14 protein-coding genes and 2 pseudogenes are annotated in these 16960 nt (G+C 57.9%); 11 read left to right on the top strand and 5 right to left on the bottom strand.

Annotated features, from left to right (window positions below; genetic code table 11):
* Window positions 1–75 precede the first annotated feature (75 nt).
* The 4 genes and pseudogenes from ACA041_RS10675 to ACA041_RS10690 form a co-directional block, all read left to right on the top strand.
* Window positions 76–1323 carry an acyl-CoA dehydrogenase family protein gene (locus ACA041_RS10675; protein WP_497441058.1) on the top strand — a complete coding sequence of 416 codons (1248 nt, stop codon included), beginning with the start codon at window positions 76–78 and terminating at the stop codon, window positions 1321–1323.
* Window positions 1324–1354: 31 nt separating this feature from the next.
* On the top strand, window positions 1355–2092 hold the full coding sequence (locus ACA041_RS10680; protein ID WP_497441059.1) for an NAD(P)H-dependent oxidoreductase: 738 nt from the start codon (window positions 1355–1357) through the stop codon (window positions 2090–2092).
* A gap of 252 nt (window positions 2093–2344) precedes the next feature.
* Window positions 2345–2551, top strand: coding sequence for a hypothetical protein (locus tag ACA041_RS10685; protein WP_497441060.1), 207 nt, complete (start codon window positions 2345–2347; stop codon window positions 2549–2551).
* A 271-nt stretch (window positions 2552–2822) separates the two neighbouring features.
* Window positions 2823–3344, top strand: a pseudogene (locus ACA041_RS10690) (MFS transporter); the annotation flags it as partial.
* A 332-nt stretch (window positions 3345–3676) separates the two neighbouring features.
* Here the strand turns inward: ACA041_RS10690 and ACA041_RS10695 are convergent.
* Window positions 3677–3804: pseudogene (locus ACA041_RS10695) on the bottom strand (integrase); the annotation flags it as partial.
* A 125-nt stretch (window positions 3805–3929) separates the two neighbouring features.
* Here ACA041_RS10695 and ACA041_RS10700 point away from each other — a divergent pair.
* The gene (locus tag ACA041_RS10700; protein ID WP_497441061.1) at window positions 3930–4619 is read left to right on the top strand and encodes an SGNH/GDSL hydrolase family protein; all 690 of its coding nucleotides are present in this window, start codon (window positions 3930–3932) and stop codon (window positions 4617–4619) included.
* Between the two features lie 231 nt (window positions 4620–4850).
* Here ACA041_RS10700 and ACA041_RS10705 read toward each other — a convergent pair whose 3' ends face one another.
* The 4 genes from ACA041_RS10705 to ACA041_RS10720 all read right to left on the bottom strand — a co-directional run bounded on the left by ACA041_RS10705 (window position 4851) and on the right by ACA041_RS10720 (window position 8340).
* Complete coding sequence (locus ACA041_RS10705; RefSeq protein WP_497441062.1) at window positions 4851–4997, bottom strand: hypothetical protein; 147 nt, start codon at window positions 4995–4997, stop codon at window positions 4851–4853.
* 749 nt (window positions 4998–5746) lie between these two features.
* A complete protein-coding gene (locus ACA041_RS10710; protein WP_497441063.1) occupies window positions 5747–6016 on the bottom strand; it encodes a DUF2934 domain-containing protein in 270 nt (89 codons plus the stop codon).
* 156 nt (window positions 6017–6172) lie between these two features.
* Window positions 6173–7288 carry a Gfo/Idh/MocA family protein gene (locus ACA041_RS10715; protein WP_497441064.1) on the bottom strand — a complete coding sequence of 372 codons (1116 nt, stop codon included), beginning with the start codon at window positions 7286–7288 and terminating at the stop codon, window positions 6173–6175.
* A gap of 131 nt (window positions 7289–7419) precedes the next feature.
* The gene (locus ACA041_RS10720; RefSeq protein ID WP_497441065.1) at window positions 7420–8340 is read right to left on the bottom strand and encodes a MurR/RpiR family transcriptional regulator; all 921 of its coding nucleotides are present in this window, start codon (window positions 8338–8340) and stop codon (window positions 7420–7422) included.
* Between the two features lie 309 nt (window positions 8341–8649).
* Here ACA041_RS10720 and ACA041_RS10725 point away from each other — a divergent pair, with 309 nt between their 5' ends.
* The 6 genes from ACA041_RS10725 (at window position 8650) to iolD (ending at window position 16918) form a co-directional block, all read left to right on the top strand.
* Window positions 8650–10587, top strand: a complete 1938-nt coding sequence (locus ACA041_RS10725) for a bifunctional 5-dehydro-2-deoxygluconokinase/5-dehydro-2-deoxyphosphogluconate aldolase (protein WP_497441066.1) — start codon at window positions 8650–8652, stop codon at window positions 10585–10587.
* Window positions 10588–10755: 168 nt separating this feature from the next.
* On the top strand, window positions 10756–11646 hold the full coding sequence (iolE, locus tag ACA041_RS10730) for a myo-inosose-2 dehydratase (RefSeq protein WP_497441067.1): 891 nt from the start codon (window positions 10756–10758) through the stop codon (window positions 11644–11646).
* Window positions 11646–12455: a 5-deoxy-glucuronate isomerase gene (iolB, locus tag ACA041_RS10735; RefSeq protein WP_497441068.1), complete on the top strand. Its 810-nt coding sequence runs from the start codon at window positions 11646–11648 to the stop codon at window positions 12453–12455. Before iolE ends, iolB begins: the two co-directional genes overlap by 1 nt.
* 44 nt (window positions 12456–12499) lie before the next feature.
* A complete protein-coding gene (locus ACA041_RS10740) occupies window positions 12500–14002 on the top strand; it encodes a CoA-acylating methylmalonate-semialdehyde dehydrogenase (RefSeq protein ID WP_497441069.1) in 1503 nt (500 codons plus the stop codon).
* 25 nt (window positions 14003–14027) lie between these two features.
* Window positions 14028–14849 (top strand): TIM barrel protein, encoded by an 822-nt coding sequence (locus ACA041_RS10745; protein ID WP_497441070.1) that lies wholly within the window; start codon window positions 14028–14030, stop codon window positions 14847–14849.
* A gap of 137 nt (window positions 14850–14986) precedes the next feature.
* Window positions 14987–16918 carry a 3D-(3,5/4)-trihydroxycyclohexane-1,2-dione acylhydrolase (decyclizing) gene (gene iolD / locus ACA041_RS10750; protein WP_497441071.1) on the top strand — a complete coding sequence of 644 codons (1932 nt, stop codon included), beginning with the start codon at window positions 14987–14989 and terminating at the stop codon, window positions 16916–16918.
* Window positions 16919–16960 lie beyond the last annotated feature (42 nt).

The raw sequence follows: 16960 nt of genomic DNA on the forward strand, positions 1-16960 counted from the left end.
TGCCTATTACGTCATTCCATCAGTTTTCATACCGTTCACACCACGTTGCTTCCCCAGGCTACAGAAGAGATAACCATGACCCATCTTGCCAATACTTCGGTCAATGCGACTGTTGCGCGTCACCAGGATCGCCTGTATCACGACCTGGATACCCCGCAGGAAATCCTGGCTATCCGCCAGGAGATTCGTCGCTTCGCCGACGAACATGTCGCCCCTGTGGCCTACGCCATTGGCCACACAGAGGAGTCCGTTGCAGCGTTCCCGCGTGACTTGTTCGCCAAAATGGCCAAGGCCGGTTTATTTGGCATTCCCTTTACCGCCGATGTGGGTGGGCGAGGGCTCAAATACCCCACCGCAGCCACTGCGGTGATGATCGAGGAGCTGGCTTACCATTCGAACTCGGTGGCCGCCATCGTGGACGTGCACTGCATTCTCGCGGGTAATGCGCTGAACCACGGGTCGGACTCGATCAAGCAACGCTATCTCAGGCCTTTGCTCAACGGCGACAAGATCGGGAGTTTCGCGACTACCGAGCCGGATGCCAGTACCGACTTGAGCGTTGAAGCCATGGGCACACACGCTACGCGCACAGAGGATGGCTACATCGTCAACGGCCGCAAGCGCTTCATTTCCAACGCACCAGTTGCCGACTTCGTCGTATTGCTCTGTGTCGATGGCGCGCGCATGACTGAGCTGGTGGTCGAGTTGAATTGGCCAGGTGTACGTGTTGGCGAACCCGACAAGAAAATGGGCAACCATGGCCAACTGACGGCGGACATCTACTTCGACAACGTCAAAGTGCCCATGACGAACGTCGTTGGCCAGCCGGGTGAAGGTCTCAAGATAGCCTTGCAAACGCTGACATTCGGACGCATCGGGATTGCCGCCAGCGGGACCGGCATGGCTCAGGCATTGTTTGATCACAGTATCGCGCGGCTCAAGACGCGCCGGGCGTTTGGCAAAGCCATCGCGCAGTTCCAACACTGGCAGTTCAAGATGGCCGAGCGCGCCACTGAAATCGAGAACGCCCGCAACCTGTATCTCAAGGCGGCGTTGCGCATGGACGAAGGGCTCGCTTTTCCGGAGCCCGAGGCCGCGATGGCCAAATGGTACGGCACCAACCTTGCCGGTGAATTCGCCCGCGACGCGGTACAGATCTTTGGTGGCTACGGCTTTATGCGCGAGCTCGCGGCGGATGGTTCGCACTACCGTGTCGAAGAGATCTATCGCGATTGCAAGATCGCCGAAATCTATGAGGGAACCAATGAGATTCAAAAGCTAGTCATCGCACGCGCAATCTTCGGTAAAGACATCACCGGCTGATTGGATGGCCAACCCAATGGAGAGCTGTCCAATGCACATCCTCATTATCCACGCGCACAACGAGCCACAATCGTTCAATGCGGCCATGAAAGATCTGGCGGTCGAAGAACTGCGGGGGCAAGGGCACTCTGTCGAAGTGTCTGACCTGTATGCCATGAGCTGGAATCCGGTCGCCAGCGCGGCTGACTTTGGCAGCCGCGTCAATTCCGAGTACCTGACGTATGCCCTGGAGCAGCGTCACAATTGCTCGCAACGCACACTGGCACCGGACATCCAGAGGGAGCTGGACAAGTTGCTGGAGGCCGATCTGGTGATCTTCAACTTCCCAATCTACTGGTTCTCGATGCCGGCGATCATGAAAGGCTGGATAGACCGGGTATTGGTTTCTGGCGTCTGCTATGGCGGAAAGCGCTTTTACGATCAGGGCGGCCTGGCTGGCAAGAAGGCCATGCTCGCCATTACTGTCGGCGGTCAACCACACATGTTGGTGAGCGGCGGCGTGCACGGTGAACTCAACGACATGCTCCGGCCTATCCTGCGTGGAACGTTGGCCTATACCGGGATGACTGTGCTTCCGACCTTTGTTGCCTATCACGTACCGTACATTTCCCAGAAAGCACGTGTCACTCAGTTGGCGATGTATCGACAGCACCTGCGTTCGCTGGACACACTGCAAGGGCTTTCATTCGTCTCACTTGATGAGTTCGATGAGAAATTGCACCCGATTTCCGCTCCCAATTCCAAGCAGGCACCACGTTTGCCTACATAGTTTTCTCACCATCGGTATCCCTATGAATCTCTGGTTTCGTGTTCTGTTTCTGCTGTTTCGTAGACCCTGGCGTAAACCGGTCGGTGTGGCGCGCTCGCAATTAACGGTTCGAATCAATCAATCGGTATCGCCCAAGACACGGCGAAGCAGACCTGTGAGCGACGCTGAGTTGGTGGCCGAAATCCAGCAACAGGTCAGCGAGCTGCCGAGCTTTCAACGACATTCCCTCCGCCCGCTCGGATGAAGTTCAAAGTGTCGATCCTGCGCAACGGAGAGCTGGCGTATCCCTATTTCGACCATGGTGCTTACGGGAAACTGGAGGATGCCGTGAACGTGATGTCCAGGCTGCAATTGGGGCGCATGTTGAGCACCGATGAAATTAGTAAGATCGTCGCTCTCCTCGATACCCTGACCGGCGAGCATCCGAGCTTCAAGCTGCCCATTCTGCCTCCATCATAGAAGCAGACACCTCGCCCGCACCGGTGGTGCTAATGAAGACCACAGCGGTGACATCTTGGGTATCAATAGGCGCGAATTACAAATATGCAGCCGATGGTAATTCTACCGAGGCGTCAGGAATCGCTGGATAAGTTTGTGTATCTGTTGAATATTCCCTCACCATAGACGCTATGGTCGGGCTCAATGCTCACGTCGATCACGGGTTGGCAATGCCGAGCTTCTGCGCCACTTGCAGGCACTGTATTGCACTCAGCTTTTGAAACCGTGACCCCTCGCCATTGGATTGTTTCTGATGGCCATTGCCACGTCATTGGCGTTTTTTTTATTGGCTTGGTCAGTCATCGGTAGTGGCATGGCGCTTGGATTGTATGAAGCACTATTCGCCTGTTTAGGTTCACTTTACGGGGAGCAAGCGGGCGGTGCGATTACAGGAATTACATTGATCTCAGGGTTTGCGACAACGCTTTCCTGGCCGGCGGTTGCGTTAGTCATCGAGTACATTGGTTGGCGCTCAACGTGTTTGGCCTATGGAGCGTTGTTAGTGCTGACTGTGGCACCGCTTTATATGTGGGTGCTACCGAGAGGCTCGGTTTCACTCAGAAAAGATGACGCGTTGTACGATGAAAGTCTGTCGATTGATCGACGGGTTTACTGGCTCCTCACGACGATTTTTGCATTGGGCGCAGTGATCATGACGGCAATCTCTGTTCAGCTGATTTTCTTGCTTCAAGGTCAGGGGTATTCACTTGCAGGTGCCATCGCCGTCCTCCCTGAGATGCGGCCGGCATCATTGGCGGTTAGCGACTCAAGTTCATTGATGGTAATTTTGGTCATGAAATGGACTCCCCCTACTTTTACCCCCACAAAAACATCGGCTCTTGATGGGCGTTACTGGACTCTCGTAGAGCAGAACACCGCTGGAGCTCAAGTAAATACTAGCTTGGAAAAATCCAGAGTAAAATTTTGGGATCTTCCAAGAAGTATGAAAAAGGAGATGGGTGCTAGGGGTCAAGTGTTCGAATCACTCCGTCCCGACCATATTTCGTAAGGGGATCAAGCACTTAGTGGCTTGATCCCCTTTTTCGTTTCAGGCTTGCGCAAAACCCGCGCAAAACTGGCGCAAAACTACCTGGTGATTTCGCTGATATTCAGGTCCGGAATTGCCTCGGACCCGACGATTTCTTCGTGGTCCCGCTGGTAGTTTTTGGCCATGCGTTCGCATGTCCTGCAATTTTCTGCCTATCCTTTCCGGACAATGACCGAGACATCCTCGCCCGCACCTTACGGGGTGAGAACCAATGCCACCCGCCTAAATCTGTTGGACGCCTCAAGCTCACAGGTTCATCCTTGCCACCTGTGAAAAGATCGGGACAGTTGAATGAATGGTTTGTGGGCCAAGGCTCTGTTAGCTGGAATGTTACTTTCGTTAAGCGCGGCCAGCTTTGCTGGTCAGAAAAGCGATCTCTATTCAAACCTTGATGCTGGCAAGGCGCAGACCGTCGTAGCTTATGGTACGAGCTTGACGGCCTTTGGCGCCTGGGTGCAGCAGCTTGGGGATGATCTGAATCAGCGTTACCCTGGACGTGCCACGGTTATAAATAGTGGCAAGGGTTCGATGTGGTCGGGATGGGGTGTTGAAAATCTCGAAAGTCGAGTTATCTCCAAAAGCCCGGATACGGTGTTTATCGAATTCGCGATCAACGACGCTTTCCTTCCCAACAACACCACTGTCGAACAAGCGCGGGAAAACCTTGAGCTAATGATTGACCGGATAAAGGCTGCCAAGTCATCGACGGAGATCATTCTAATGGTTACGAATCCAGTGATTGGAGGCGCTGGAGTGCAGAGACCGAAGTTAAGGGATTACTTCCAGATGTATCGGGATGTCGCAAAAGCCAGGGGACTTCGTCTGATCGACAATTATCCAAGGTGGGAGGCGGTCTTGAAATCAAATCCCGACCTGTTTAAGCAGTATGTTGCGGATGGATTGCACCCAAATGCTGATGGATATCGCGCAGTGGTGACCCCGTCATTGATTGAAAATTTAAGTGGTGCCTCGCGAAATTGACCTGAACATAGGGTTTTCGAAGTGACGCAAGTCGGTACGCAGGATGCCGGGGCCGACCTGCCAATCGTATTTGAGGCCCAGAAAGGCGGGGAAGACTGCGTTATTAGTTCAGGATTGGATTTGGTTTGGTGTATTTCGCCAATGAATCATTGAGTTACTTCGTGGTCATAGCACTGACTTTTCCATCAGGACTTTTAAATGAAGCGCGCAGTAATGATTTTCTTAGCTGTATCAGGCTCTATCCTGCTTGTCGGCTGCGGGCATCACCGTGATGGTGGAGATAGGCATGATCGGGGCCACCGGGATCGTGGCTACGAACGGGGTCATGATGATCATGGGAATGATCGATACGATCGCCGTGATTATAATCAGCGGCATGATCGTGATCGTGATCGTAGAGACGACTAAGCCCTGAACACTAACTGAAGGATTGCAGAGCTGGAAAAGTTGACAGATCTATTTATCGCTTTTTGCCTAAAATAGATCAGTCCCAGATCAGTCCCCTTTTTTTGTCCTTTTTTTGTCCCCTTTTTTTAGGCGGATTGGGGGAAGGTTTCTTCATATGCTGAGTTTTCCTGATTGAGTGCCAACCCTTTAGCGACTAAACAAAAGGGAGGCAGCTGTACGCAGGTTAGTCGACCGGGAAACTCAGAAATCCGGCGCGCCCGAGGGCGCCCTACGTACAGCTACCATCAAGTACAGGCAATGAAATACCTGCATGACAGATGCACGCACATCCGAGTTATCGCGGGCTGCTAAACCCGATCACTGATGAGCAGTGACGGGAATCAAGTTACCGAGCGGCTCCGGGGCGCACAAGCCGGCGGATTCTGGCGTACCTGTAGGCAACGACGCAAGGTCTTGTAGCTTTCAGGAGGTAAGCAGTAGGACGCTTAAACATGCGCCTTGCACGGATGTTTAATTTGCGAGCGAACACGACAGCTCGCCTATTTCTGCACTCGCTCGGAAATTAATCTGTGCCCCTCTTCCAGGCACAACCTGCCAGGGAGCCGTCACCTTTCTTTCGTTGACGTCCACGACGTGCAAAAAGTCTAAAGGCTGAGAAAAGTCAAAAGCTCCTCATCCCTTCGCCTGAACGAAGAGCTTAGTAATCATCAGCGCACGAACTACGCTCCTGAGTAGCGGGCGGCTTCGCCTTTTGCTGGCCACTCATCCTCATTAGCTTTTTCGCCGCCTTCAGCCTGCTGCGTGGGTTCATCTGAGCCGCTTTCCCATTCGCCAGAGGCGGGTTCAAGTGTGTTCGCCGCAGACGGCTGCCCTTCTTTCTCAAGCTGTTCTTGAGCGAGCCGCCAATAATGTTCTTGAGCGCCATCAGGCCGAGCATCCCTTTCCCACAACTCATAAGCTCTTTGCCGGATTTTCGATTCGTCAATCATGGTCGTTCCTCCTGTGATCGAGCGTTTCTATTCCTCAGAATGCGTGGCAATGCTCCATAGCTTAGGGGCTGCGCCAGGTCGTAAAGGTTCAACCTGATTTAAGCAAATGCGTTGAGGACGAGGCGATAGGACCGGGTAATGCAACACCACCCGCGATCAGACCTCGCTGATATTGACCCAGCGCTGTTCCCATGCCGCCAATCGAATAGCCGTCGCCAGCCGCTCCACTTCCAGGGCTTGTTCGAAATCAGTGCCAACTTGCCCTTGGCCGGCCAAGGCCATGATCAACTCATGCACTTCCAGCGTCTTCAACTCGTTGTAGCCCAGCTGGTGCCCCGGCGCTGGACTGAACGCTGCATATCCGGGCAGGTTCGGCCCGGCCAGTAAACGCTGGAAACCGTCCTGGCCGACACGGCACAGGCGTAACTCATTCAAACGCTCCTGATCGAATGACAGTGTCCCTTGGGTGCCACTGATCTCGAAACTCAGATGATTCTTGTAGCCGTGCTTGAGCCAACTGCTGCTGAAGGTGCCACGCGCGCCGCTGGCAAAGCGCAACAATGCATGGACTTGGTCATCGACGGCGATTGTGCGTTGTTCCTGGTTACCGGCGGTGGCCGGGCGCTGGCGGTGCACGGTCTGGGAATCGGCGCATACCGCTTCGACATTGCCGAGCAGATAGCGCGCCATGCCCAGCAAGTGGCTGCCCAGATCCGCCAGCGCTCCACCGGCATGTTCGGCCTCACAGCGCCACGACCAGGGGGACGCTGGATCGGCCATGAAGTCTTCGCTGAATTCGCCTTGAAAGCTGATGATCTCACCGAGTCTGCCGCTCTGAATCAACTCCCGCGCCAGACCGATGATCGGGTTGTGCTGGTAGTTGTAGTCGACACGGGTGACCACGCCGGCATCCTTGGCCGCCAGGTGCATGGCATTGGCCTGTTCAAGGTTCACCGCCAGCGGTTTTTCGCAGTACACCGGCTTGCCAGCGGCAATGGCGGCCATGGCCATCGGATAGTGCAGGTGGTTGGGTGTGGTGATGGCGATCAGGTTGACCTTGGGGTCGTCGACCAATTGCTGCCAGTCGCCATAGGCCTGCTCAAAGCCCCAGGCGGTGGCACATGCTTGGGCACGGACGAGATCGGCGTCGGCCAGGGCGGCGAGGCGAAGCGTGAAGGGCAGTTCGAATGCCGCACTGACGTTGCGAAAGGCCAGGGCATGGGCACGGCCCATGAAGCCTGTGCCGATAAGTCCGATTCCGAGTTCGCGCATGACAGGATCCTTTGGATTTTGTTTCAGAGATCTCGTTATAGAATAAATATTCCTTTTCATCAAACAACGGAATAAATATTACAACGGACCACTGAGTCGCTGCGCGCGCAGTCGTAACGCCAGTGTGTTGGTCAGTCTTCGAAGCCGACCTGCTCGTGAATCTCATCGACCTTCAACTCCAGTCGATAGGCCACGGCGATAAACAGCGCCTGGCACAGGCACAGGGTCGCACTCAATGAACGGAACGCAAACGAACTGCCTTCGTTGACCAGCAGCACGGTGTTGGCGCGCTTGGCCAGGGGCGAGAGATTGCTATCGGTGATGATCAGGGTTTTCGCCTGATGATGTTGGGCGATGCGCAGGCAGTGCTGGGTTTCCTTGCCGTACGGCGTGAAGCTGATGGCGATCACCAGGTCATTGGCGCGCACGCTGCGCATCTGCTCGCGGTAGCTGCCGCCGAGCCCGGAGACGAGGTGAATGCGCTTGTTGGTGTGTTGCAGGTTGTAGACCAGGTAATCGGCCACCGCGAACGAACGGCGCACGCCGACCACGTAGATATTGTCGGCATTCACCACCAGGTCCACGGCCTTGTCGAAGGCCTGGTCGTCGAGCTCCAGCCCCAGGCGTTCGATGCCCGACAGGGTGGCGTTGATGCATTCGCGCGCCAGGTCGCCGCCGCTGGCCTTCTGCGACTTGTTGGCGATCATGCTGCGAATGCGCTGCTGGTAGTTCTGTACCGGCGTGGTCTTGTGCGTGTAGGCCTCGCGGAACAGCGCCTGCATTTCGCTGAAACCGCTGAAGCCGAAGCGCTGGGAGAACCGCACGATGGCCGACGGGTGCACTTCGCACTCGCGAGCGATGTCGCTGATGCGGTCGACCATGATCCGGTCGCTCTGCTGGCTCATGTAACTGGCGATGCGTTTGAGCTGGCGCGGCAGGCTTTCGTATTCGTTGGTGATCAGCTGCAGCAGACGCTCGGCATTGATCGGGGGGCTGGCGAGATCGCTCTCGGGCGTGCTCTCGGTCGTGGCCGGCTGATCGGTGCGGGACATAGGGAATCCTTCTGGCTTGTTCTTATAGGGATGACTTATCAGGTCATCCCCTGACAATAGGTTGGCTGTGCGCAGTCTACAGGGTAGGCCCGGATAAAATCTTGAGCTTGCCGTCGACAGGGGCTTGCTGAAACGATGCACTGCCGCTGGAGCGCCTGTACCAGAGTTTATTGGAAAAAATATTCTACGTAAAAATATTTAGAATAATTATTGATTGTTCGGTCCCGGTCGTTTTAGTCTGCCTCCACCAAGAGTGTTCGGCGCGGTCATCGCCCCGAACGCAGGCTGATAAAAATAACAGGAGCCAGCATGGGCCAGACTCGTTTTGCCAGTGGGCGTCAATTGGATCTGATTTGCCTGGGGCGCCTAGGCGTCGACCTCTATGCGCAGCAAGTCGGAGCGCGGCTGGAGGATGTAAGCAGCTTTGCCAAATACCTCGGCGGCTCGTCCGCCAACATCGCCTTCGGCACCGCGCGGTTGGGGCTCAAGTCGGCGATGCTGAGCCGGGTAGGGGACGACCATATGGGGCGCTTCCTCGTTGAATCCCTGACCCGTGAAGGCTGCGATGTCAGTGGCATCAAGGTCGATCCGGAGCGCCTGACCGCCATGGTGCTGCTGGGCCTCAAGGACCGCGAAACCTTTCCCTTGGTTTTCTACCGCGAAAACTGCGCCGACATGGCGCTGCGGGCCGAAGACATCAGCGAAGCCTTTATCGCTTCCAGTAAAGCCTTGCTGATCACCGGCACCCATTTCTCCACCGATGGCGTGTACAAGGCGAGTATCCAGGCCCTGGACTATGCCCAGAAGCACGACGTCAAACGGGTGCTGGACATCGATTACCGCCCGGTGCTTTGGGGCCTGGCCGGCAAGGCGGACGGTGAAACCCGTTTCGTCGCCGACCAGAACGTCAGCCAGCATGTGCAGAAAATCCTTTCGCGTTTCGACCTGATCGTTGGCACTGAAGAAGAATTCTTGATTGCCGGCGGCGCCGAGGATTTGCTCGTCGCGCTGCGCAATGTCCGGCGGCTGAGCGCGGCGACCCTGGTGGTCAAGCTCGGCCCGCAGGGTTGCACGGTGATTCATGGAGAGATCCCGGCCCGTCTCGAAGACGGCTCGATATATCCCGGCGTGCGTGTGGAAGTGCTTAACGTGCTTGGGGCCGGCGATGCCTTCATGTCGGGTTTCCTCAGTGGTTGGCTGGAGGACGCCAGCGACGAGCGCTGCTGCCAGTTGGCCAATGCCTGTGGTGGTCTGGTGGTCTCGCGCCATGCCTGCGCCCCGGCGATGCCGACCCGCGCCGAACTCGATTACCTGTTCAACAGCCCGGTGCCGATTACACGGCCGGATCAGGACGTAACGCTGCAACGCCTGCATCAGGTCAGCGTGCCGCGCAAACAGTGGAAGCAACTGTTCATTTTTGCCTTCGACCATCGCTGGCAACTGGTGGAACTGGCGCACAAGGGCGGTCGCGACCTGAACGCGATCTGCGAACTCAAGCAACTCTTTATCCAGGCCGTGGAGCGGGTCGAAGCCGATCTGCGCGGGCAAGGCATCGAGGCCGATGTCGGGCTGCTGGCCGATCAGCGTTTCGGTCAGGATTCGCTGAACGCCGCCACCGGTCGCGGTTGGTGGGTGGCGCGTCCTGTGGAGGTGCAAGGCTCGCGGCCGTTGGCGTTCGAACACGGTCGCTCCATCGGCAGCAACCTGATTGCCTGGCCACAGGAACAGATCATCAAGTGCCTGGTGCAATTTCATCCCGACGACGAGCCGATGCTGCGCCTGGAACAGGAAGCGCAGATCAAGGGTTTGTATGAGGCGTCCCAGGTCAGCGGTCATGAACTGCTGCTGGAAATCATCCCGCCCAAGGATCACCCCTCGGCCCACCCGGACGTGCTGTATCGCGCCCTCAAACGCCTCTACAACCTGGGCATCTACCCGGCGTGGTGGAAGATCGAAGCGCAAAGCGCCGAGGAGTGGCAGCAACTCGACGAACTGATTCAGGAGCGAGATCCGTACTGCCGAGGCGTGGTGCTGCTGGGCTTGAACGCTCCGGCATCAGCATTGGCCGAAGGCTTTCAACAGGCCAGCCAGAGCCAGACCTGTCGCGGGTTCGCCGTGGGGCGGACGATTTTCCAGGAGCCGAGTCGTGCGTGGTTGGCCGGGGAAATCGACGATGAGGCGCTGATTCAGCAGGTGCAGGGCACCTTTGTCGAATTGATCGATGCCTGGCGCACGTCCCGGAGCTGAACATTTTCAATGTGTGAACACTAAACCTGTGGGAGCGAGCTTGCTCGCGATAGCGGTCTGACAGTTACCTCTATGTTGAATGTGCTGCCCTCATCGCGAGCAGGCTCGCTCACACAAGGGTTTTGTGTCGTTCTTACTGATTTGTGTAAAACAATAATAGGTGCAGCCATGCCCGCTATCCGAATTGGCATCAACCCGATCTCCTGGAGCAACGACGACCTGCCATCCCTCGGCGGCGAGACGCCATTGAGCACCGCCTTGAGCGAAGGAAAGGAAATCGGTTACGAAGGTTTTGAACTCAACGGCAAATTCCCCAAGGACGCTAAAGGCGTTGGCGACGTGCTGCGCCCCTATGACCTGGCGCTGGTGTCCGGCTGGTACTCCAGTCGCCTGGCCCGCCGCTCGGTGGCCGAGGAAATCGACGCCATTGGCAGCCATGTCGAGCTGCTTGCGAAGAACGGCGCCAAGGTGCTGGTCTACGGCGAGGTCGCGGACTCCATTCAAGGCCAGCGCATCCCGCTGGTCGAACGCCCGCGCTTCCACACCGAACAGGCCTGGCAGGAATACGCCGACAAGCTCACCGAGCTGGCGCGATTCACCCTGTCCCAGGGCGTGCGTCTGGCCTATCACCACCACATGGGCGCCTACGTCGAATCCCCAGCGGACATCGACAAACTGATGGCGTTGACCGGCAGCGAAGTCGGCCTGCTGTTCGATTCGGGCCATTGCTACATGGGCGGCGGCGAACCCTTGCAGGTGTTGCGCAAACACATCGAACGCATCTGCCACGTGCATTTCAAGGACGTGCGCAAACCGGTGGTGCAGCTGGCGCGCAATAATCTGTGGAGCTTCCCGGACTGCATCATCAACGGCACCTTCACCGTGCCCGGCGATGGTGATATCGACTTCGGCTCATTGCTCGACGTGCTGCTGGCCGCCGATTACCACGGCTGGCTGGTGGTTGAAGCCGAGCAGGACCCGGCGGTGGCGCCAAGTTATGTCTACGCGAAAAAAGGCTACGACACCTTGCGCACGCTGCTCGACGAGAGGACTAAGTGATGAGCCTGCTGGTCAAAAGCAATGCCCGTGGCCGGACCATGGTCGAGCTCGGTCAAGGTGAGCTGGAATACGTCGGCTTCGCCGCTTACCGCTTGAGCCTGGGCGAAACGCTGCCGGTGTCGGCCGTTGATAAGGAACTGTGCCTGGTGCTGCTCAGCGGCCGGGTCAGCATCAAGGGTGAAGCGCCGGGGCAGGGCGCGTTCGACTGGGACAGCATCGGCGATCGCCAGTCGGTGTTCGAAGACAAATCCCCCTTCGCTGCGTACTTGCCACCTGGCAGTCAGGCGCAAGTGGTCGCGCTCAGCGACGTGCAAATTGCCGTGTGCGCCGCGCCCGGTTCAACGAGCAACGGCCTCCGCCCACGGCTGATCAAACCCGACAGCATGAAGCGCAGCGTACGCGGCAAGGGCGCCAACACCCGCTACGTCTGCGACATCCTGCCGGACACCGAGCCGGCCCATTCCCTGCTGGTGGTGGAAGTGCGTACGCCTTCGGGACATTCGTCGAGCTACCCGCCGCACAAGCACGACACCGACGACTTGCCGCACCAGAGCTTTCTCGAAGAAACCTATTACCACCAGATCAACCCGCCCCAGGGTTTCGTGTTCCAGCGGGTGTACACCGACGATCGCAGCATCGATCAGGCCATGGCCGTGGAAAACAGCGACCTGGTGGTCGTGCCCAAGGGGTATCACCCGGTCAGTGTGCCGTACGGCTACGAGTCGTATTACCTGAACGTGATGGCCGGTCCGAAACGCGTCTGGCAGTTCCATAACGATCCGCAGCACAGCTGGCTGCTGGATCTCTGAATCCCAACGTCCGAATTCCACTATCTGCACGGAGAACAATAACGATGAGCGACGCCCCGGTAATCGGCCATTACATCGACGGTCAGGTGCAAGACACCGGCAGTGAGCGGTTCAGCAATGTCTTCAACCCGGCCACCGGCAGCGTGCAGGCGCGGGTCGGGCTGGCCAGCGAGAACACCGTGGACGAGGCTGTCGCATCGGCCCTCAAGGCCTTTCCAGCCTGGTCCGAGCAATCGTCCCTGCGCCGTTCGCGGGTGATGTTCAAGTTCAAGGAATTGCTCGACCGCCATCACGATGAACTGGCAGAAATCATCAGCCGCGAACACGGCAAGGTTTTCTCTGACGCCAAGGGCGAAGTGACGCGCGGCATCGAAATCGTCGAATACGCCTGCGGTGCGCCGAACCTGTTGAAAACCGAATTCAGCGACAACATCGGCGGCGGCATCGACAACTGGAACCTGCGTCAGCCGCTGGGTGTTTGTGCCGGGGTTACACCGTTCAACTTCCCGGTGATGGTGCCGCTGTGGATGATCCCGCTGGCGCTGGTTACCGGTAACTGCTTCATCCTCAAGCCGTCCGAACGCGATCCGTCCGCCAGTTTGCTGATGGCCCGTCTGCTCACCGAAGCCGGGGTGCCGGATGGTGTGTTCAACGTGGTGCAGGGTGACAAGGCTGCGGTCGATGCGCTGCTGCAACACCCGGACATCGAAGCGATTTCCTTTGTCGGTTCGACGCCGATTGCCGAGTACATCCACCAGCAGGCCACCTCGCGCGGCAAGCGCGTTCAGGCTCTGGGCGGGGCGAAAAACCACATGATCGTCATGCCCGATGCGGATCTGGATCAAGCCGCTGATGCCTTGATTGGGGCGGCGTACGGCTCGGCTGGTGAGCGCTGCATGGCGATCTCGATTGCCGTGGCGGTCGGCGATGTCGGCGATCAGTTGATTGCCAAACTGCTGCCGCGCATTGATCAGCTCAAGGTCGGTAACGGCCTGCAGGGCGACACCGACATGGGGCCGTTGGTCACCGCGGAGCACAAGGCAAAGGTTGAAGGCTTTATCGGCGAAGGCGTGGCGCAGGGCGCACAGCTGATTGTCGACGGTCGCAACTTCAAGGTGCCGGGGGCCGGGAATGGTTTCTTTGTCGGCGCGACGCTGTTCGATAACGTCACGACGGAGATGAGCATCTATCAGCAGGAAATTTTCGGCCCGGTGCTGGGCATCGTCCGTGTCCCTGACTTCGCCAGCGCCGTTGCGTTGATCAACGCCCATGAGTTCGGCAACGGTGTGTCGTGTTTCACCAGCGATGGCGGGATCGCCCGAGCCTTCGCCCGCACCATCAAGGTTGGCATGGTCGGCATCAACGTGCCGATTCCTGTACCGATGGCCTGGCATTCGTTCGGTGGCTGGAAACGCTCGCTGTTCGGCGACCACCATGCCTACGGCGAAGAAGGTATCCGTTTCTACAGTCGCTACAAAAGCGTTATGCAACGCTGGCCTGACAGTATCGCCAAGGGCCCTGAATTCAGCATGCCGACGGCCAACTAATTTACTCCTGCGGAGAACAACAATAATGAGCAAACCCCTGCGTTTCGCCCTGAACCGTATGGTCGCCCCACGTTTGTCACTGCCCGCGTTCATCGAGTTGGCGGTAACCCTCAAGGCCGACGCCATCGAGATCCGCAATGACCTGAAGGGTGTCGAGATCGAAGACGGTACCGCGCCTGAACGCGTGCGTGAATTGTGCGGGGCCAAAGGCATCATCGTACTGTCGATCAACGCGCTGTATCCGTTTGATGTGTGGAACGACGAGCGTCGGGAGCAGGCCTTGAAGCTCGCTGCCTATGCCCGGGACTGCGGTGCCCAAGGGCTGGTGATGTGCCCGTTGAACGACCGTGCCGACCCGCGTACCGAAGCCGAGCGCGCTTCAGGCCTGCGCACGGCGTTGAGCCAGCTGGCGCCGATCCTGCGCGATCACGGGATTCTCGGGTTCATCGAACCGCTGGGTTTCGAAGAGTGCTCGCTGCGCCGTAAACGCACGGCGGTGGAGGCGATCAAGGCCATCGGCGGTCTGGATGTGTTCCGGCTGGTTCACGACACCTTTCACCATCACCTGGCCGGCGAGCAGGAGTTCTTCCCTGAGCTGACCGGGCTGGTGCACATCTCTGGGGTCGAGGATGCCGCAGCACCACTGGCGACCATTCGCGACGGGCATAGGGTGCTGGTGGGCGAAGGCGACATTCTCGGCAATGCGGCGCAGATCGACACGTTGCTGAGTAGCGGTTACAGCGGTTACCTGTCGTTCGAACCGTTTGCCGACAGCGTCCATGGCCTGGCGGATATCCAGCAGGCGATCGGTGCCAGCATGGATCACCTGAAAAAATCCCTGCCCTGAGGCCAGCGCAGATCAACCGTGGGAGCGAGCTTGCTCGCGATGACGGCGGTACCTTCAACAATAATGTCGCCTGACACACCACCATCGCGAGCAAGCTCGCTCCCACAAGGGTTTCTTCGTGTATTGAAGGATCGGTTATGACCACAACAAGACTGACCATGGCCCAGGCCCTGGTGAAATTCCTCGATAACCAGTACATCGAGGTCGATGGGGTCCAGAGTAAATTCGTCGCCGGGATCTTTACCATCTTCGGCCACGGCAACGTGCTGGGCCTGGGCCAGGCTCTGGAGCAGGACAGCGGCGACCTGGTCGTTCATCAGGGCCGCAACGAGCAAGGCATGGCCCATGCCGCCATCGGGTTCGCCAAGCAGCACCTGCGACGCAAGATCTACGCTTGCACTTCGTCGGTGGGGCCTGGCGCGGCGAACATGCTGACAGCTGCCGCTACGGCCACCGCTAACCGCATTCCATTGTTGCTGCTGCCTGGTGATGTCTACGCTTGCCGCCAGCCGGACCCGGTGCTGCAACAGATCGAGCAGTTCCACGATCTGAGTATCAGCACCAACGATGCATTCAAGGCGGTCAGTAAATACTGGGATCGCATCAACCGTCCCGAGCAGTTGATGACGGCGGCGATCCACGCGATGCGTGTGCTCACCGACCCTGCGCAAACCGGCGCCGTGACCTTGGCATTGCCGCAAGACGTGCAGGCCGAGGCCTACGACTATCCCGATTATTTCCTGCAAAAACGTGTGCACCGCATCGAGCGTCGTCCAGCCACCGAAGCCATGCTCGGCGATGCACTGGCGTTATTCAAAGGCAAGCGCAAACCGCTGATCATCTGCGGTGGCGGGGTTCGTTATTCCGGTGCGAACGCCGCATTGCAGGCGTTTGCCGAGCGCTTCGACATTCCCTTCGCCGAAACCCAGGCTGGCAAGAGCGCGGTGGTGTCCAGTCATCCGCTGAACGTCGGTGGCATCGGTGAAACCGGTTGCCTGGCGGCGAACCTGCTGGCCAGGGACGCTGATCTGATCATTGGCATTGGCACCCGTTACAGCGACTTCACCACCGCATCGAAGTCCTTGTTCCAGCATCCGCAGGTGCAATTTCTCAACCTCAATATCAGCCCGTGTGATGCGCTGAAACTCGACGGCGTGCAATTGCTGGCGGACGCCAGAACCGGTTTGTCGGCGCTGGCCGAAGCGCTGGGTGATTATCGCTCGAGCTGGGGCGATCAACCCCGTCAGGCCAAGGCGCAACTGGATGAGGAAATCGATCGCATCTATCAAGTGGAATACCAGGCCAAGGATTTCGTCCCGGAAATCAACGACCACCTGGACCCGGCGGTACTGCGTGAATTCATCGAATTGACCGGCTCCTGCCTGACCCAGAGCCGCGTGCTCGGCGTGCTCAATGAAACCCTGGCCGACAACGCGGTGATCGTCGCCGCCGCCGGCAGCCTGCCCGGCGACTTGCAGCGCAGCTGGCGCAGCAAGGGCGTGAACACCTACCACGTCGAGTACGGCTATTCCTGCATGGGTTACGAGGTCAACGCTGCATTGGGCGTGAAACTCGCCGAGCCGGATCGTGAGATCTATGCGCTGGTGGGCGACGGCTCCTACATGATGCTGCACTCAGAGTTGGCGACCTCGATTCAGGAGCGACGCAAGATCAACGTGGTGCTCCTGGACAACATGACCTTTGGCTGCATCAACAACCTGCAGATGGAACACGGCATGGACAGCTTCGGCACCGAGTTCCGCTTCCGCAACCCGCAAACCGGCAAGCTCGATGGCGGCTTTGTGCCGGTGGATTTCGCCATGAGCGCGGCGGCCTATGGCTGCAAGACTTACAAAGTGAACACCGTTGAAGCGCTGAAAGCTGCACTGGCGAATGCGCGCCTGCAGACGGTTTCGACGCTGATCGATATCAAGGTTTTGCCCAAGACAATGATTCACAAATACCTGTCGTGGTGGCGGGTCGGTGTGGCGCAGGTTTCCACCAGTGCCCGTACCGATGCGGTGGCCAAGACCCTGAACGAACGACTGGCCAAGGCCCGTCAATACTGATTGCCCCTGAAACCAACAACAAGTCTTCACAGGAGAGTTTTC

It is taken from the genome of Pseudomonas sp. LBUM1676 (assembly GCF_059695605.1).